Source organism: Thermococcus coalescens, assembly GCF_055392585.1.
On sequence record NZ_AP043764.1, the window covers coordinates 1,566,424 to 1,584,403 of the forward strand.

Sequence of the window (17,980 nt, forward strand, 5' to 3'; positions counted from 1 at the left end):
GATTTCACCTCTTCAGCAGGTCTTCTGCTCCGGTTGGCCCAAGGATGGCCGCTGCAGTTTGATTATCAAGGAAGAACGGCACGACGCTTAAGTCACCTGTGAGGGCGCTCGTACCGTAGGATATCCCCCAAACACGGTATGCGGGCATCTTCTCTATCCTGCCAAAATAGTAGTTGAGGAAGTAGTAGTCCACGCTGCTCTGTCCCTCTTCTACGGTTATTCCAAAGTTGTTGAAAATCTCGAAGAGCTTGCGGTCATAGTCGGCGTTGGGCACCATAAAGCTGACGAGCCCGATGGGGTAGTACTCGCCTCCGTATTTCATTCCCAGCTCGTCCTGCATCTCCTTTGCCAGCTGGAAGTATTTGGCGTGGTTGGTAACGCTGTTTTCGAGGCGTTCAAAGAACGATATCCCATTGTATATTCCGAAGTACTTCTGATCGATTATGCATGATATCAGGGGCTGGAGGTCATAGGCGCGGGCGTTGTATGCACTGCTTGTTTGGGGTGCCGATTCAACGGTGGTGGAGCTTATGGAGTCGGTTGTGTAGTAGGGCATTCTGCCGATGACTATCCAGTCAAAGTACGCGGCGTTGACGAGGATGCCCTGGGGCTGGCTGTCTATCACAATGCCCACCTTCGTTGCTGACACGGGCTCTTTGTTTATGCTGACGGTAGAGCTCCTCAGGGGGTTGTCGACGTCTGTGAACTTGAGCTCCACTCCGCCGGAAACGGGTGTGAATACGATCTGGTACCTGTGGTAGTCGGACAGCGCTGTGGGATTGCCCGATGCAAGGCTGTTGCCCCAGTCTTCCAGTATTGCAAGGGTGTCCCCGTTGTGGTCGCTGAACCCCGCGTTGTCGTCGATGAACTGCACACTCTCACTCTCCGTTGTGGTCTGAGTTCCCCCTCCGGCCTGGGTTATGGTGTAGCTCAGGTATTCGTCCTCCAGGTACTTGCGGATGAATATCCAGTCGTACTCACTGGGGCCTCCGTTCCACTGTTCCAGGCCTACGGCACGGTTGCTGCTGGCCCCTGCGTTGTACGAGCTCCTCAGGACTTTGTTGGTCCAGTCTGAGAACTGATATATGTCAGTCCAGAATGACGTTACCCTTAATTCTATGTTCTGGAATGAGTTCAGGGTGTATGTCGTTGTGCTGGAGTCATACCACCCGATCCAGTTGCTTGTAAGGACGTTGAACCACCACAGGTATCCCCTTCCGTCGCCGTAGTAGTTGATGTCCTCAATGCGGCCCCACCCGGTGCTCCTGCGGATGTTCCACATGATCCCAGGGTTGTCGACGAGCTTCCCTCTGATGTCCATTATGTATGTGCTCGGGAAGGTTGCCTTAGTCCATATCCAGCTCCTGCTCGGAAGCTGGAGGTAGCCGTTATTTATGGAGGGGTTTCCGTGGGTGTCCCATTTTCCTGTGTCCAGGGTTGTACCCGTGAAGTCATCGAAGAACTCAAAGACCTGGCTTCCGTCTCCCCTAGTGAGTGTGCCCGTGTTGTATTTGATGTAAACTGTGGCGTTGTAGTGGTACACCCATCCGTTGCTCCAGGTTCTTCCGGTGTACGTGAGGTTGGTCTTTACCCACACCTGGGCACCGGTCGTGTCCCAGTATTCTATCCAGAAGGGTATCTGGTTCTGGAGGAGCGGATCAGAGTACACGAGTATCTCCGCCCTGTTCGTTGCGGGGTCTGAGTTTATGCCGCTGATGTTTGCGGCGCTGAGTCTTATAGGCACCTGGACGTTCGTGGTGTCCGTCAGTTCGGGCCCATCGTAGTTTATGACGATCTTGAGGTAGTCTCCCAGGGCCTGGGTTTCCGTGTAGTTGAACTCCGTCTCGATTCCTCCATCGAAGTCCAGAGCGGTGCTGTTCGGCCTCATCCTGAACCTCACGAAGAACTCGCCGTCTATTGAGCCGACGGTCTGGAGGGCGAGTTTCTCAGTCCCGCCAGGAACGACCAGATGGCCGTTCCCATCAAGGTACGCGTCTGCGAGGCTGTTCCACAGGACGGGATTTATCGACGTGCCGTCGAAGGTGTCAATGAGCCAGAACAGGTATTCCTTGTTGTAGCCGTCGGTGGCGTAGGACGGGTTGTCCGTAAAGTAAATCGAGTAGTCAGTGCCGCTGGCCCTTATCCATATCCAGACGTAGGAGGTGCCCCAGTATTCTATCCAGAAGGGCACCGGGGTGCACATGACGGTGGACTGCTCATAGATCATCATTGAGGCCGTTCCGTCGGTGTGGTATATGCCCGGGAATATCGAGGTCGGTATCTTTAGGAGCACAAGACTTCCGTCGGTGTAGCTGGGTATCGTGATGTTGACCCTCCACTTGTAGTTGGATCCGCACCAATGACTGGTGGCACTCACATTGCCGAACACGAGCACCCCCACGTCATCGTCGTTGAATATCTCAAGCGGAGATATCGGGACGCCGTTTATTGTGGTGTTGACGATTATGGGGGCGGTAACGCCGGCCGTGTCCCCGCTGCGGAGTACGTATCCATCTGCCCCATCCCCTGGATACGAGTTGCCGTAGAATATGTGTCCAGTGTCCCAGGCTGTTGAGGAATATTTCCCGAGTACATGGTCGCTCGTGCTGGTGCCGTTCCCGTAGAGGGTCTTAACGGGCCTGTCCATAAGTTCGGGGAAGGTGTATTCACATGGCTCAATTGAGCGGTAGTACCTGCCGTAGGTGAGTGCAGAGAATAGAGGGTCTTCAAGGTTTTCGATCGAGATTATTGAGTAGACGTAGTTCTCCCTCGGTATTGGGCCGGTATAGACCACCTTACCCGAAACGTCTGAAATCGTCACGTCCTTTATTCTGGCGCGTATGACGATTCTGAATGCATCCAGGGGGGCAACGGTTAGCTCTATGTTGCTCCTGAGAAAACTGCTCTTCTGGGATACGCTCATGGCCTCGATTTCGGCAATGCTTCTGTTTGCTATCCTGAGATCATATCCCTGTCTCATGAGTTCGGTGGACATGTTGCCTAGCCAACCCAGGACAGTTTGGTTCCTCATAAGCCGTTCGGAGTAGTTGCTTGCAATCTGTGGGGACTGGCCGAACAGAACCAGGTCACGTATCGTGGAGTTCGCCATACCGTTTGGGTCGTTTGGATCCAGAAAGTCCCGGGTGTTTGCGATGTAGTCTACAACGGTGACTATCGCCCTCTTTCCGGATATCTCAAGGGTTCTCTGGAAGTCCATCTCAACGTACGATACCACCCTGTACGTTCTCTCAACCTGGGTTCTCTCGCTCTGACTCATTATTATCTGGGATGAAACGTCCTCATACGTGGCCAAAAGGAGCATGAGGGGTATCAACAGAAGTATGACCGTTGAGTTCATCAGGAATGCTCGCCGTTTCTTCATCCGTTCTCCCTCCAGACCCTGAGAGTTATGGCGAGTGGTCTGAACAGGCTGGGTATGTTGCCCATGGATACGAAGACGATGTTTACCGTGGGGGGCAGTTTTATCAGTATGGGGTTTGCCTGGGTTCCGTCTCCACCCAGGTTATGGAAGAGTCTGATTATGGCATCGTCCACGGCGTACTTGTCCATGCCATCGAGCAGATCCTGTGCAGTGACGTCACAGTAGGGGGAGTCTCCCGCGGTCACATAGTGGGGGGACGTGTCTCCACTCCAGTAGTACGTTATGTTGTAGCCGGAGCACCCTGGCCTCAGAAGTTCGGGGAACACGTCTCCATAACCTGCAAAGCCCTGAATAACATATGTGAGCTCACCATCTCCGTTGCTCGGCTGGAGGTAGTACCCCTGACCGAGGTCGATGTTTATAGTATTGGTTCCGGGCGCTATCGCGTTGGGAAGCGGGTTGTACTGGTAGTCAAAGGTGTTTCTGGTATAACCAACCCTGGCGAGCGCATAGATAAAGGGGTTTGGCGGGTGCTGGTATATGTAGGTGGGGTCTATCACAGGGTTGTCAACGCGGATTGACTGCGAGGGTTCCCCATAGTTAACGTAGTACAGCCATGGGAACTGGAACTTGACCCACAGGGGAGTCACACCCTGGGGAACGTTGAAGTTTATTGTCACTGAGCGCGTCCAATCCTGGTTGGGGAGGGCTATTGGCTCAGTTACGTCTATTGTGTATGAGGTAAGAAGGACGCCTGGGGTGTAGTCGGCATAAACGAACGATTCGTTTCCTATGAGATGGATGTTCGGGCTGTACCGGGTGTTCTCATTCCCGGCCCTCACGATTAGTGTCGTGTACCTGCTGGATATGTGGGTGTAGTTGTACCCCGCGCTGGCCAGGGCGTTTGCTATCGTCGCGTTGTCCCAGTAGCACACCTTCACCTGGGTGGTGGAGTTGTACTGACAGGGGGCGCTGAGCGGCACGGAAACCTCGTTGTTGAACATAAAGGAGAGGGTAACCGGAGTGGTGGGGGATACGTTCCCAACGGCCACCTGGACGCTGAGGGAGTTTATCTCGCCCGGAACGAAGAGGTACTTCCACGCGGTTATCCCATACTTGGCCGTGACGTCCTCGAAGTAAAATCTGTCGGTAAATCTAAGTGTGGACGGTATGGACGTGCGGTATCTGATCCTTATATACTGGGCACCGTCCTCACCGCCGTCGTATCCGGACTTGTAGACCCTAACTTCAAACACGTTGGTTTCTCCGGGGCGGAAGTTCTCTATGAGGGCGTATCCACCGCTGGGATCTGTGTCTTGGATCAGTTGATTGTTGTTAACGTATCCGGACCAGATAAGCTGGCCGTTGAGGTATATCTCGTAGTTGGAGCCTACCCAGGCAGGTTCTAAGAACCACGTTATCTCCTCCACCTGAGCGTCACGCGGAATGGCATCCGCGGGGACTATGTATCTGATTATGACCTCGTCGTTTTGATTGTCCGTTCTGGCGTATATATATCCTCCCCTTATGGTGTACGTGTTCTCTTTACTTCCAAGTTTGCTGAGGAATGCCCTCGCCATGTAGCCCCTCGGTGTCTGGTTGTAGGCGTATCCGCTCAGTATCAGCGTTGCCGGCGTCACGTCCCTGGCTGCCGAGTAGTTGGAGCCAACCTTCCGGAGATACGGGCTGGTGTAGTTGTTTATCATCAGCTCGTAGTTGTAGTCCTTGAGGGTGTTGTTGAGTACATACCCGAGGATTATCTCGGCTTTGTGCTTCAGGTTCGCAGAGGGGAAGAGCGGTGCCGTCGCCCAGTAAGTGGCGACTATATCTATGGGGGACATGTCTGGGGTCACGAGGGTTGTGTTGATAACTGGGTCTGGGCCGGTCATCCATTCCTCCAGAGTCTCGGGGGGCACCAGTTCCCTTAGGGGAAGGGTTCTGAACATTGTCAGCGCGTCGTCGGCGACATATTTCGACTGGGAGCGCATGTACGTGGAATACACTTGAGCACTGGGGTTGATCTGGGTCATGCTGACCACGAACATGGTGACTAGGAGGAGGGCAAGTATGGCATCCAGGGTGAATATGAAGCCTCGCCTCTTCATGAGTCATCCCACACCCACAGTTTTAGCACCGCTAGGCTCGCCTGGGGCCTCATGATGGTATCAATCCCGTTAAGATCCGTTATTTCGACCGTTGTTATGTCCTTCATCTCGTAGACCCAAACGTAGATGTCGAGGCTCTCTCCCGGCCTTATCTGAGTAAGGAACTCCTTCCAGGGGATTATTACGTAGTAAGGGTTCTCCGAGGAGTAGGATTTGATGTAGGAGTTTCCGTTGATCGTCTGGTTTATGATGGCCTTGACGTTTGAATCTGCGGAGGTCTTGTACACGGCCATGACGGAGTACCCGGAGATGTTGGTCCCCCTCATCCACGCCACGGCAACGACGTGGCCGGTGCCGTTGAACGCAACTTTAAGCGCCATGTAGTCAGGGATTGGGGTGTATATCGTCCCGACGTAGAGCTCGGTGGGGAGTGAGTCGGCGGTAACCGTGTAGCTCCTGTTGTAGGTCATCTTTGTCATGGGGATTCTCCTCTCGGTGTAGGTCACCCACGGTGAGCGCTCCCGGGAGGCGGTTATCGTTGTGGGGTCGCTCACGAAGCTGCCGTTTATCATGGTTATGTTGTAGTCTGCGTTCACAACCTTGGTTGCGTAGACGTACTTAATCGTCATGTTGGTCGAGGAGACTGTTCCTCCCTGTCCCCACCACACGGTTCCCGTCCAAGTGGTCCATATCTGCTGTCCCAGACGGTGCAGGGGAATCCAGAGCTCGTAGGTGCCGTCAGCGAGTTTGTTCCATCCTATGAGGAGGTATCCGGTCTCAACTTCTATGTGGACGATTGAGCCGGCTGGTATGTTGTAGTTCACCGGCCCCCCCTGGTTTCCGGGACCGACGAGATCGAGCCTGACGCTTCCGTCCTCCGCGAGCTTGAAGACGAAGCTTTCACCCGCGGTTACATTTGTCACGTTTGCTATGTTCCCCACACCGGGGGCGTCTCTTCTCTCGGGGCTTATCCACTCGGCTATGAGTCCCTGTCCGTATGCGTATCCAGTAACAGGAGTGACGGAGAGATGGCCTCCGGAGGGGATGTCCACAGAGCCCTCGGTCTGGGGGGGTATGACCGTCACGTTTCCCTCAATCTCGACCCTTGTGAGGTAAAATCCCAGGGTGAAGTCCTTCCCCATGCTGATGTTTGCCAGCGACGCCCTCACAGCTGGATCGTTAGCGGCAACGGCATCGTTAAGGGCCTCTATCTTCGCATAGTCTATTGTGGTTGGGTACTGATTACTCTCAAGACCCAGGAAGGCCAGATTGCTGGGATCGGTCTGCCAGTTGTCCGGAGTTCCTGGGTTTTTGACGAGGATGTCCAGCATGTTGTCTCCCACGTTGGCCCTCTCGTACCAGCCGAGCACGGTTGTTATCTCGCCCTTCAGGGCACTTGATGTTGTGGTGATAGTGCCCAGTAGCAGGATTATTATGACCATCGACAGCATCGCATCGAACGAGAGCAGCTGACCCCTCCTCATACTCTCACCACGTCCACGTTTATCTCAATCTCTCTCCCGCCTAGGTAGAGCTTTCCATTCTGCTTAACCACGTTGGTCTTGGATATCAGGTCGTCCTCAATGTACTGCTTTATACTCGCCTCAACGGTGCTTTCGGGGAGTCCCGCCCCCGCGTAGGTTATCGTAACGTTAACCTGTATCGTGCCGTTGACTTCCGCGGTGCGCACCCCGGCGAGCTGAAACGCCCTGTACGTGTAATTGCTGGCGTTTATTATCGCGTTTAGGGGGGTGTAAACGCTCTCGTTGATTATGACTCCGGTGTTCAGATAGGCGCAGGCATCTGAGGCGGAGCCTCTAACGTACGATATTATTGAAGCGGCCGTGTTCTCGTCAAGATAAGAGGGCACTATCAGGACGATCCCTGCGAGAATTATGGCGGTTATGAAGAGAACCTCTATGGCCGTCTGTGCCTTACGGCGAGAGGGTGACATCCAGCCTCCCCTCCGTTTCATTGTACGTCGCCACTATGCTGAAATCCCTATCCGTCTCCGTAAGGGTCACCGAGGTGTTCTCGTATATCGGCACCGGGCTCCTCTGAAGCACACGGTAGCCCCTTCCCCCTATCGTGGCGTTAACAACGACACTGTCCGGGGCGATCAGGCTGACTGTTATCTTATCTCCCGCATCCAGGTTTATCGGGAGTTCCTTTCTCACGGTAAACCCATCCCCGGCAGTGTAAACCTTGACAACGGAGTCCCGGACATCGATGGAGAACGCCTTCAGCTTCGCGATGGTGTCAAAGGTCTCGGAGTGGGCCCTCTCGCTGTCGGCAATGTAGACTAGGTTGAGCATCGTGATGGTTATGAGGGTCACTGCAAAGAGGAAGTCAAGGCTTATCTGTCCCCGCTTCATCTTCAGCCACCGGGATTTATGTTTATGTGGAGCTCACCGGCCGTTGAATCGAAGGTCCATGAGTTGGGGCTGTCCGGGTTCCACTCCACGACTATCTCAAGGGTTCTGGGGAGGTCGGTTGGATTGATCTCAAGGCCGTGAACGGTGGTCGCGTTGAACGTGGTACTCCCAGCTGGAGACCACACGGAGGAGTTGGTGTAGAGGACGGCCTGGTACATGGCACGGCTCCAGAACACGTTTTTATCCCCACCACTGAGAACAGCGGTGACGTTGGTTCCGGTAACGGTGACGTACGTCCCGTTGCCTTCGGTGCTGTAGTTCCCGTAGGTTATGAAAACCTTGGGGTCATTCACACCCAGACCTTTGAGAAGCATATCAGGGTCTCTCAGATACGTGATTCTTACATAGGTTGTTGACTTCGCTCCGGGGCCCTGAGCGTAGACCTGGGATATGGTGTTCGATATCGCGTTGGCGAGGTTCTTCTCTTCGAGGCTTATCTGGATGCGCAGGGTCTCGGTTGATGTGGAGCCCTCCCTAAAGGTTATGTTGTTTACCGAGTACACCAGGAGGATGAGCATCATTCCGAAGATTAACATGAACTCAAGTGAAACCTGACCACGCTTTTTTACCACCATATTTCTCCCCTCAGTATGGTATATCTCTGAACATCTATTTAATCGTTACTCTCGGGCTTTTCGGCGTTTACGACGGCGAAAAGACCCGTTCCGACCTTTATTGTCCTGACACCGAAGTAATCGCCGCTGAATATTTTGAACTTATACCTCTCCGGCTGAAGGGAGTGCTTTTCAATGAGCCCTCTCAGTTCGTCAATAAAGAACTGCGTTAGCTCGTAGTAAACTAAATCAAGCTTTTCCCGGGTGGAATCCCTGATCAGAAGAACCACGGGGAGTATTGCGAGTCCCAGTATGATATAAGGCTGGCCTAGGATCGCCGTCGCGGCTGCGGTGGCGGCAATAAGCGCACCTATTGCGGCATAGCTCATCTTCTCCCTCTTCTTCGCTTCCTTGATCTCCTTGACCTTCTGCTCCCAGATGTCCAGCAGGGAGGGGTTGTAAAAGTCAAATGCGGTGTGGCGCTTTCCCTTCGCTATCCTCTCCCTGATGAGGTCGTCCCAGTCGTCCTTGTAGTAGATTACCTCGCCGTGGAGCTTTGCCCTCTCCGCATCGAGGGAGGAGATGATCCTGATGATGTCCTCGGCGCTCTCGTGGGCTATGTGGGAGTAGACCTCCTTCTCGTCCAGTTCCAGGGCAACCTCTACCGAGTCCCGGATGGGTTCAGTCATCCTTCTCCCTCCTGAGCTTTCTGCCTATCCCCTCTATGTTCGGATACTCGCCGTCGGGGAATATCTCCTTGAGCTCACTTCCTCCCCTGGCGTACACGTCATCGAAGTCGGGCAGACCGCTCAGGAGCTCCTTCTTTTTGGTCTCCGCTTCCTCCTTCGCCTCCATGAATGACCGGGCGTACCGCTTTGCGGTGATGATTATATCCTCTATGCTCCTGCTCTCATAGATGCCGCTGAGGAGCGTAACGACCTCGACCTCCCTCTCGCGCGGGTCGGGATAGAACCCCCTGAATATCTGTTTGCCCCGTATCTTGTTGGTGAGGTAGTCGAGCGCCTCAAAAATCTCCGCCGCCTTCAGGGTCTCGGGGGCCCCGTGGATCGCGACCAGTCCGTAGAGTGCCGACTCAATGTTCGCCTCTAGGTAGAGCCCCTCGCTCTCAAAGGACTTGAGAATTAGCCTGGAGAGGCTTTTGACTTTGTTTGCCTCGGCCTTCGCGTATCCGACCGTTGCAAAGCTCCCAAAGGCCTTTAAGACAAATTTCAAATCGCTTGCATCGAGGGTCTGTTCGCCGGGCACATCTACCAGCGCCAGAAGGGAGGCTATTCTCTCGACTATCGTGTAATTTATCCTTTCGTAGGCGCGCGTTATGTCGTCGCCGCCCTCTTTGAGCTTGTTGTTGTCTATGGCTATAATGGAATCGGCGATCTTGGAGAGCTTGTCAATGGTTATGGCGGCGTTTATGGTGGGCCGTATGCCCTCCTCCCTGAGTGGGAGTGCGCCGATGGCAACCACCAGGGAGTCGGGGTACTCCTCTTTGAGCGCTTCCGCCAAGACGGGCGTTCCTCCAGCACCGGTTCCTCCTCCGAAGCCGAAGGTCAGGAAGAATATATCGACGTCCTCGTAGCCTATTATTGAACCTATCTTGCGCATAACCAGCGGCAGGTCGCGTTTCATGGCTTCCCTGCCGAGTATGGGGTTCGCGTTGACGCCCTTGCCGCCGGTGAGGCTCTCGCCTATGAGTATCCTCCGCTCCGGGGGGACGTGCTTGAGGTAGTCCAAGTCTCCCTTTGATGTGTTTATGGCCAGAGCCTCAAAATCAACCAGAGCGAAGAGGTCGGCTATCTTCGTCCCGCACTGGCCGACCCCTATGATTAGAGCCCTCACCTCTTAATCACCCCACCACTATTACCCTCACCTTTCCGTTCTCGCTGAGGAGGATCATCGCATCGCCTCTCAGGTATCTTATGAATCCGGTGGTGAAGACTTCTTTGGCAATTTCTGCATTCTCCGGCTCGTAAAGTACGAAGAGAACGACTCCCTTAGGGGTCTTGCCCGGAACGATGACTACGGCTTTGCTGGTGGGTACGGTAATGTTTCCGACGGTGACGGTTCCGTCATCCACGTAGAACTTCAGATACGGATTGTATGGTCTGATGGTATAGTCTCCGAAGTTCGCCATCACTATGTAGCTGTTTTCGCCAATCACGGTTGTGTTGAGCGGAATAAAGCCGCCGCTGAAGAGGTCGTTGAGGGTAGTTATTATCGCCCCGATGCTCTCGTTGTCCATCTCGGGCGCGATTATTCCGAACACGTCGCTGTCAAGGGCGCTCCTTACGTCGTAAAGGCTCACGGGGGGAACGTACTGGAAGCGTGAGAGGTAGTTTATCGCACTGGCGACTTCTATCGTCCTGTTGTCTATGGCGCCGGAGTCCCTGGCGTTCATGACGAAATCCAGGGTCTCGCTGGTGTAGTTGTAACCGTAGCCGATGAGGAGGTCGGTCGCCCTGACCGTGAGTTCAACGGTCGGGGTTCCCGGGAACTCCCTGTTCTTTTCCCAGACGTAGTACGTCTTCCAGTAGGGCCAGCCGCCATTGAGTCTCTGGTCGATGAGCCACTCGATGTGGGGTTTGAGCTCGTTGGGGGTGGCTATACCGTCCAGGGCCTCTAGGACGGTTATGGTAGTCAGCACGTCCGGTTTGAGCATGTATGAGTAGTACTTGGTGGTTACGTACGTCCCCCATCCGCCGTTGCTTATGCCCAGGAGCCACTCCTTTGCCTTCTGGATGAGGGAATCGTTTGCGGAAACCCCGAGCTCACGGAGGGCCTTGATCGCCAGGGCGGTCTCGTAGGGCTGCGGTCCAAGCACCGTGTTGCCCCAGAGGCCGTAGTCGAGCTGGACACTCCGTATCAGTTCCTCCGCCTGGGCTCTCTCCTCCGCCGTCAGGTTGTTGTACATGAGAAGCGTTTTGAGGGCGTAGTAGTATCCGACGGACATCCTGCGGTTCTTTTCCATCCAGGCGGCATCGTTTTTGAAGGCTTCTCTCGTCCACGCAAGGGCTCTCTCTATACTCTCCCTCTCCGGGTAGCACGCCTGAATGGAGGTCAGGGCGTAATAGGTGGCCTTCTCATCTGAGGGCTCGTTGAGTCCGAGGCCCCATCCGCCGTCCGGATTCTGCATGTTCTTGAGCTCCTGACACGGCATCTCGTAGGGGTTCTTGACCTCCTTCGCCGGCGGCAGCTCAAAGGTGGTCGAAAGAGCCATTAGTGCGTAAGCAGTGGTGGCTATTAGCTCCGTTGATGAGAACAGGTCGGGGGTGTTCATCCAGTACACGAGGTCGTTTGAGCTCTTTCCGTATGATTCGAGTTTGATCAGTATTCTTGCGGTATCAAAATCCACCGGAGCGTAGAGAACAAGAGCGTACGTGAGCATGGCACGCTCTTTCATCTTCAGGTTGCTGTCTTGGAGGAGGAGATCCTTTACGGTCTCCAGCGTCTCGTTTGATACCGGGTAGCCTATGCTGTGGTAGGCTATGAGCCTGAGGGCGAGCGCCTCGTACTCGGAAATCTCACAGGTGGCGTTCTCCACGTACTCAACCGCGTTTCTGACGGTCCTGCTGTTGTAGCCGTATCCGTTCTCGCCGAGGGCCCAGATGGCCAGCAGCGTTGGGTAGCACGAGCTCGGCGTTCCGGGTACGTATCCCCAGCCCATTTCGTTTTCGGCCGAGAGAAGGTATGAGATGCCGCGGTCGATGGCGGGCCTCACGTCCAGCCTCTCCATGGTCTTGAGGTGTGGATAGGCCCTCGTGAGGGCTATGACGGCATAGGCCGTGTCGAGCACGTTGCTGGTCTCCCCGGGATAAAGGCCCCATCCGCCGTCCGGGTTCTGATAGCGGAGCATGGTGTTGACGAGGGTAACGAGGTCAGGGGTTATGTCCCAGTCCAGGTCGCTGGCCCCCACCGAGAGGGCCATTATGGCCAGACTTATCTCCCTCGTCTGTTGGGTGGATTTGGCGGCATCTTTGAGAAACCTTGCGGAGCCGTCTATCGCTCCGGCACTAACGGCTGGAATCAGCATGAAAACAATCATTACTAGAGCCAGAACCTTCTTCATCACCTTACACCCCTAAGCTCATTCTAAGGGGCCAGAATAAATAAACTTTTTCCATAATGGAAAGAAGAGGGATTCAGTGTTCTATGAACCTGCCTTCTCTGCCGGAGGCATGAGAATCAACGTCGTCGCGCATTATGAGCACGACCCGGCTCGGTTCGTATTCATCCTCGATGTGATAGCCGGGCAGGTGCTTCACCAGCTCCTCGGCGAATGCCCTGATCTCCTCGTGCCTGGGCATGTTGTTGATGGTCAGCCTGTTCCTCGAAAAGCCCACGAACATGTAGGCCTTGGCCTCAATGAACATCGGGTTCGCCAGCTTGATCAGCTCGGCGTAGCCCCTGGGATTGTGCATGTTCTCCCCCTTAACGAGGGTGAGCCTGACCACCGTTCTCGTGTCCGCCCTGCTCATGAGCCCGAGGAACTCCTTTATCTTGTCCCACCCGTCGGGCACCATGGGGACGTTGACGGCGTTGTATGTCTCGATGTCCGGAGCTGTCAGCGAGACGTAGAGCTGGGTCGGGAGCTTGTCCTCCCTTATCATCTCCTCCAGCCTCTCTGGAACGGTGCCGTTGGTGACTATGAAAGTGGTAAAGCCCCTCTTGTGGAACTCCTCCACCAGGTCGCCCATGTAGGGGTAGAGCATCGGCTCGCCGGAGAGGCTTATGGCAGCATGCTTTGGGTTCCACGCCTCCTCGAACTTCTTCATGTTTATGCCCGGCATGCCTTTGTAGCCGACGAGGAGTTTTCTCTGGGCCTTTATGCTCTCTTCGACGATGAAAGCCGGGTCGTCCCACGGGCCGGGGAGTTCCGTTCCAAGGAACCCCTCCATCGGGCGCCAGCAGAATATGCAGTTGTGGCTGCACCACGCTGTGACTGGGGTCATCTGCAGGCAGCGGTGGCTGTGTATCCCGTAGAACTTCTGCTTGTAGCAGAACCTGTCCCTCTTTATACTCTCCTTCAGCCAGTGACAGAGCTTGACCGAGCTGTGTCTGCCCACTAAAGCGTAGTGTTGCTTTCTAAACAGTCTCGCAATCTCATCGGGCATGTTGGGGTTGGACTTGAACGTTATTGCCATTAGCCTCACCTAATACTCTCTCTGGGGTTGGCTTGGGCGGGCGCTTTAAAAAGGTGATGGGTCGGGTGTGTGGAATCGCCCCCGCGGGATATTTTATCGTCGAAAAATACTTCGGCAATGTGCGAAAACTTTAAAAGCCGAGCATCACTTTTCCCTTCATGTTCGAAAGAGTAAAGCCAGAATCCGCGCTGAACGCAAAGGAGATTAAAATTGACTTCTTTGAGGACGATGTCGAGCCAGTTGAGAGGCCAAGGGTTAAATTCCTATTCGAGGTCAAACGCAATCGCTCAGCATAGCGTTTATCAGGACGATATCCTCGAAAAATACGTGCCTCCTAGCCGCTATCTTCCCCCTCAGCCCGACTTTTTCCAGCAGTTTCAGGGTTTTTTCCACCCCCGTTATTGAGCTCTGGACTATCTGAACGATCCCGCAGGGTTTTAGATACTCCGGCACTTCCTTGATGAACCTGTCTAAGACCTCCCGCCCGGTCTCTCCTCCGACGAGGGCCAGGTCAATCGGCTCCTCCGGCTCACCGGGCAGATAGGGGGCGTTGAACGTTATCACGTTGAACTTTTCCTCGACCCGCTCAAAGAGGTCGCTAAGGCGGAACTCGACGTTTTCAATGCCGTTCAGCCTTGCGTTCTCCCTCGCGAGCTCGACGGCTAGGGGGTTGATGTCCACCCCCAGAACAAAGCGGGCCTTCCTCGCCATGAGAAGGGCTATCAATCCAGTCCCTGTGCCGACGTCGAGCGCAACTTCTCCCTCCTTGACCGCGAGGTTCTCCGCGAGCAGGAATGTGTCCTCAGCGGGTTCGTAGACCTGTGGGTGGAGCCTGAGTTTGATGCCGTAGTAGGTGGGCATGGTACAACCTACAACAACGTCCTTTTGAGGTTAGCCCTTAAGGGAATGTAGAAAAGCCGGAGAAGGGAGAGAAATCACTTCCTCTTCCACTCGGTGTAGCCGCAGCGGCCGCAGCTCCAGCGGTCTTTGTGCTCTGCCATGAAGACTCCCGGACCGCAGCGCGGGCAGAACTTGTTCTTCCTCCTGACCTTACCGCCCTGAACCTCGTACATCTTCCACTTCTGCCCCATTTCACTCCTCCTCCTTCGTGATTATTCCGTCCCTCACGAGGACGTATTCCGGCTCGATGTAGAGCATCCTCTCCCTGCTCTCATAGGCCTTCGCGTAGCCCTTGGAAACCCTGCTGCCAAAGAAGGACCTTATGTACTGGATGACCACCGTCTCCGGGTCGAGGTCGAGCATGGCGACGAGCTTGCCCTTGACGTCGGCCCTGCTCGGGGTCGGCTCTCCCTCGTGGATGACATCGAAGTATATCTCCTTCCTCCCGAGGAGCTTGTTCTCCCTTATCTCGGTAACCTTAATCTCCATCGCGAACCACCTCCATCTTCGACATGAGCTTCCCGCACTTGAGCTTGCATTCGGGTGTTACCCTTATAAGCACTACTCCCTCGTCCGGCTGGCCGTAGAGCACGATGCTTCCGTAGGGGGCGTAGAGCACGGCCGGAATGGCCGCCAGGTCTTCCTCACCGCACACCTTTATGTAAACCCTCCGGCCCCTTTCGGCCAGTCCAAAGCCCTTTCTGATTGCGTTTAATAAAGCTTTCGTTATTGTCCCGGCGGGGTTCTGAACGGTCATCACCACAGCGCCGGTCTCGATATCGGGATTGTACTCCCGGCGTTTTGTTTTGTGGTCATATATTGCCACGCTCGGCTTTATCCCGAGCCTGAGGATGTTTTCGGTGACCACGTCGCCGACTGTAACAACATACCGCGCCTTTTCAAGCTCTCCCCTAATCCTTCTGTACGGCTCGGGGATCTCGCCCTCCACGAGCTCGCCTAGGGGAGCCTTCAGCTCCCTCCTGAGTTCGGGGGTGAGTACGAACAGCATCATCTGACCCTTATAGCGTATTTGCCGGGGACTTTAACCCCCAGCTTCTGGGCTATCATCGACCTCTCTGGCTCGGTGATTATGACGAGGTCAAACCACTCGTCGCTGAGGTCCCTGCTGCCGCAGACCGGGCAGCGGTCTTCGGTCGTTATGTAGTGGCAGTGCCGGCATGCCCTCTCCTTCGTCATGCCTCAGCCTCCTTGCGCTTCTCCTTCTCTATCCAGTCCTTCTTTCCGAGGCCGGGCTGGCGCATCGTGAGGCCTATCTTGTTCTCTCTGATCACCCTGCTCTTGATGCTTATTGCGATGACCCTTGCCCTCACCTCATCCCCGAGCTTGAGGATTCTCTTGGTCTCCTTGCCGAGGAACTGCTTGTTCTTCTCGTCAAAGACGACGTAGTCGTCCATGAGCTGGCTGATGTGGACGAGACCGTCCATCGGCCCTATCCTGATGAAGGCGCCGTAGGGGGCAACGTCGATTACCTCGCCCTCGACGACCTCGTGCATCTCGGGCCTCCAGACGAGGACGTCAAAGACCACCTCGTGATAGGTTGCCCCGTCTCCGGGCACGATGACCCCCTGTCCGATCTCCTCAACGTCCATCACGGCCAGAATAACGCCCTCGTCACGGTCGTATATTCCCTCGTAAGTCTCACGGAGGACGAGCTTTGCGGCCTCCTTGGGATCCATCGTGAACATTCTGGGCGGAATCCTCACAACGTCCTTAATCTTCAGGAGCTTGTACATGCCTTTACCTCCCTCGCGGTAAGGAATAGAAAGAGAAAATCACTCCTTCTTGCCGAACTTCTCCTTGTACATCTCTATTGCTCTGAGTATCTCCCTCTTGGCCTCCTCGGCGTTGCCCCAGCCCTCTATCTTGGTTACCTTGCCCTGGAGCTCCTTGTACCTCTGGAAGAAGTGGGCTATCTCGTCGAGGAAGGCCTTCGGGACGTCGTTGATGTCCTTCCAGTCGTTGAAGTACGGGTCCTCAACCGGGACGGCGATGACCTTCCAGTCCTTGTCTCCGCTGTCCTCCATCTTCATTATGCCTATTGGCCTCGCCTCGATGATGGTGAGCGGGTAGACCGGCTCGCGCATGATGACCATGATGTCGAAGGGGTCGCCGTCGTCGTACCAGGTCTGCGGGATTATCCCGTAGTCCACCGGGTAGAAGAACGGGCTGTAAAGGACGCGGTCGAGCTTAAGGAGTCCGGTCTTCTTGTCGAGCTCGTACTTGTTCCTGCTCCCCTTTGGAATCTCTATGAGAGCGTAAACGACCTCTGGAACCTCCGGTCCGGGCTCAAGCTCGTGGAACGGGTTCATCTCTAACCACCTCTTACCTCTTGTAGAACTTCTAGGTTAGCCTTTCGGATAGGGCTTTTAAAGTTGTTGGTTATGAAAATCAGAAAAGCAGGAGGAGGAAGGGGAGGGCCCTCAGCTGGCCTCATCCCCTTCCTGGGGCAGTGGCTTCCGGTACTCGTATGATATCCCGTCGTCTATTATGGCGAAGACCTCGTCCTCACCGTCTATGTAGTGCAGTATCGGCTTGTCCACAAGCTCGAAGGTCGTCTCCAAATCCTTTGGGGTCTTCAAGATGACCCTCCTCTGGACAGGCCCGGGTGCGCCTTTGACTATATACGGCCTTATTTTGGCCAGTTCATCCTTGGGGGGCCTTGAGGTGTAAACGTAGCCCACGATGGGTATCAGCATCAGGAATGCCAGCAGTGTGGTAACTGCCTTTGCCGTATCGAGGTCGCTGGTTACTCCCAGGACGCTTGCGCTGACTTCTTCCCTGGTCGTCGTTGTCAGGGTTTTTCTTGAGATCTTTTTTGCCTCGGTGAAGTAGTAAAGCCCGGCCCCGCTGTCCCTGATGAGTTCAACTTCGTGGTCAAAGCTCTCGTTTATCTTCTTTCCGTTGACTTCGCCTGTTCCAGAGACTTTTGTGGTTATGATTATCCTTCTGTTAAGCCTCTTAATCCCGAGTTCCTTGGATACTTCTGAGCTCATATCATCGAGTTTCTCCATGTCGAGTGTGTACTCCACCGTGAATCCGCCTTCCTGGAGCTTGCCCTTTTTGTCAAAGAGTGTGTCCTCCCACATAATGACCTCTTCACTGCCTTTGTTAACGTAGTACACCACCTTTCCTGTTACCTCGTACGTGCCGGTGCTGAGCGGTGGGTTTGAATGGTATGTGTACGTCAGCAGGAACCTGTCAACGAGGGATATGGGGTATTCGTCCCTGAAGACCATGTACCCGTAAATCTCGTTGGACTTGAGATAAGCGGCGTGCTTCAGCTGTCCCTCTTCCTTAAACGTTCCGAGGGTCTGGGTGTTCACCACGTACGGGCTTGCGCTCATGAGCTTCACGGAATAAAACCCAAACACTAGGAAGAACACCAGGAATACTCCCAGGACTTCCTTTCTTCTCATAAACCTAATCA

Annotated in this window: 19 protein-coding genes; 1 reads left to right on the forward strand and 18 read right to left on the reverse strand. The window is 54.6% G+C overall.

What is annotated here, in order from left to right; translation table 11 throughout:
* Positions 1 to 4 precede the first annotated feature (4 nt).
* From ACZ5M3_RS08640 to twy1, 10 genes are all read right to left on the reverse strand, one after another.
* Entirely contained in the window at positions 5 to 3,382 is a 3,378-nt protein-coding gene (locus ACZ5M3_RS08640; RefSeq protein ID WP_464839241.1) for a DUF2341 domain-containing protein, read from the reverse strand.
* Positions 3,379 to 5,487: a hydrolase gene (locus tag ACZ5M3_RS08645; protein ID WP_464839242.1), complete on the reverse strand. Its 2,109-nt coding sequence runs from the start codon at positions 5,485 to 5,487 to the stop codon at positions 3,379 to 3,381. Before ACZ5M3_RS08645 ends, ACZ5M3_RS08640 begins: the two co-directional genes overlap by 4 nt.
* A complete protein-coding gene (locus ACZ5M3_RS08650) occupies positions 5,484 to 6,971 on the reverse strand; it encodes a hypothetical protein (RefSeq protein WP_464839243.1) in 1,488 nt (495 codons plus the stop codon). Before ACZ5M3_RS08650 ends, ACZ5M3_RS08645 begins: the two co-directional genes overlap by 4 nt.
* On the reverse strand, positions 6,968 to 7,441 hold the full coding sequence (locus ACZ5M3_RS08655) for a hypothetical protein (RefSeq protein WP_464839244.1): 474 nt from the start codon (positions 7,439 to 7,441) through the stop codon (positions 6,968 to 6,970). Before ACZ5M3_RS08655 ends, ACZ5M3_RS08650 begins: the two co-directional genes overlap by 4 nt.
* Positions 7,422 to 7,862: a hypothetical protein gene (locus ACZ5M3_RS08660; RefSeq protein ID WP_464839245.1), complete on the reverse strand. Its 441-nt coding sequence runs from the start codon at positions 7,860 to 7,862 to the stop codon at positions 7,422 to 7,424. Before ACZ5M3_RS08660 ends, ACZ5M3_RS08655 begins: the two co-directional genes overlap by 20 nt.
* 2 nt (positions 7,863 to 7,864) lie before the next feature.
* The gene (locus ACZ5M3_RS08665) at positions 7,865 to 8,497 is read right to left on the reverse strand and encodes a class III signal peptide-containing protein (protein WP_464839246.1); all 633 of its coding nucleotides are present in this window, start codon (positions 8,495 to 8,497) and stop codon (positions 7,865 to 7,867) included.
* Between the two features lie 38 nt (positions 8,498 to 8,535).
* Entirely contained in the window at positions 8,536 to 9,165 is a 630-nt protein-coding gene (locus ACZ5M3_RS08670) for a hypothetical protein (RefSeq protein WP_464839247.1), read from the reverse strand.
* On the reverse strand, positions 9,158 to 10,330 hold the full coding sequence (locus ACZ5M3_RS08675) for an FtsZ/tubulin family protein (protein ID WP_464839248.1): 1,173 nt from the start codon (positions 10,328 to 10,330) through the stop codon (positions 9,158 to 9,160). The genes ACZ5M3_RS08670 and ACZ5M3_RS08675 overlap by 8 nt, the downstream gene beginning before the upstream one ends.
* Before the next feature lie 7 nt (positions 10,331 to 10,337).
* Positions 10,338 to 12,557, reverse strand: coding sequence for a prenyltransferase/squalene oxidase repeat-containing protein (locus ACZ5M3_RS08680; RefSeq protein ID WP_464839249.1), 2,220 nt, complete (start codon positions 12,555 to 12,557; stop codon positions 10,338 to 10,340).
* A 73-nt stretch (positions 12,558 to 12,630) separates the two neighbouring features.
* The gene (gene twy1, locus ACZ5M3_RS08685) at positions 12,631 to 13,632 is read right to left on the reverse strand and encodes a 4-demethylwyosine synthase TYW1 (protein WP_464839250.1); all 1,002 of its coding nucleotides are present in this window, start codon (positions 13,630 to 13,632) and stop codon (positions 12,631 to 12,633) included.
* Positions 13,633 to 13,790: 158 nt separating this feature from the next.
* Here twy1 and ACZ5M3_RS08690 point away from each other — a divergent pair, with 158 nt between their 5' ends.
* Complete coding sequence (locus ACZ5M3_RS08690) at positions 13,791 to 13,928, forward strand: hypothetical protein (RefSeq protein WP_297089738.1); 138 nt, start codon at positions 13,791 to 13,793, stop codon at positions 13,926 to 13,928.
* Here ACZ5M3_RS08690 and ACZ5M3_RS08695 read toward each other — a convergent pair.
* From ACZ5M3_RS08695 to ACZ5M3_RS08730, 8 genes are all read right to left on the reverse strand, one after another.
* The gene (locus ACZ5M3_RS08695; RefSeq protein WP_464839251.1) at positions 13,906 to 14,493 is read right to left on the reverse strand and encodes a HemK2/MTQ2 family protein methyltransferase; all 588 of its coding nucleotides are present in this window, start codon (positions 14,491 to 14,493) and stop codon (positions 13,906 to 13,908) included. The genes ACZ5M3_RS08690 and ACZ5M3_RS08695 overlap by 23 nt on opposite strands.
* A gap of 74 nt (positions 14,494 to 14,567) precedes the next feature.
* Entirely contained in the window at positions 14,568 to 14,723 is a 156-nt protein-coding gene (locus ACZ5M3_RS08700) for a 30S ribosomal protein S27ae (RefSeq protein ID WP_055429196.1), read from the reverse strand.
* A gap of 1 nt (position 14,724) precedes the next feature.
* Positions 14,725 to 15,021 (reverse strand): 30S ribosomal protein S24e, encoded by a 297-nt coding sequence (locus ACZ5M3_RS08705; RefSeq protein ID WP_464839252.1) that lies wholly within the window; start codon positions 15,019 to 15,021, stop codon positions 14,725 to 14,727.
* Positions 15,011 to 15,544, reverse strand: coding sequence for a GTP-dependent dephospho-CoA kinase (locus ACZ5M3_RS08710; RefSeq protein ID WP_464839253.1), 534 nt, complete (start codon positions 15,542 to 15,544; stop codon positions 15,011 to 15,013). The genes ACZ5M3_RS08705 and ACZ5M3_RS08710 overlap by 11 nt, the downstream gene beginning before the upstream one ends.
* Positions 15,541 to 15,729, reverse strand: a complete 189-nt coding sequence (spt4, locus tag ACZ5M3_RS08715; RefSeq protein WP_464839254.1) for a transcription elongation factor subunit Spt4 — start codon at positions 15,727 to 15,729, stop codon at positions 15,541 to 15,543. The genes ACZ5M3_RS08710 and spt4 overlap by 4 nt, the downstream gene beginning before the upstream one ends.
* Complete coding sequence (locus tag ACZ5M3_RS08720; protein WP_464839255.1) at positions 15,726 to 16,286, reverse strand: DNA-directed RNA polymerase; 561 nt, start codon at positions 16,284 to 16,286, stop codon at positions 15,726 to 15,728. The genes spt4 and ACZ5M3_RS08720 overlap by 4 nt, the downstream gene beginning before the upstream one ends.
* 39 nt (positions 16,287 to 16,325) lie before the next feature.
* Entirely contained in the window at positions 16,326 to 16,862 is a 537-nt protein-coding gene (locus ACZ5M3_RS08725) for an inorganic diphosphatase (RefSeq protein ID WP_464839256.1), read from the reverse strand.
* Positions 16,863 to 16,973: 111 nt separating this feature from the next.
* Entirely contained in the window at positions 16,974 to 17,969 is a 996-nt protein-coding gene (locus ACZ5M3_RS08730) for a DUF5305 family protein (RefSeq protein ID WP_464839257.1), read from the reverse strand.
* Between the last annotated feature and the right edge of the window lie 11 nt (positions 17,970 to 17,980).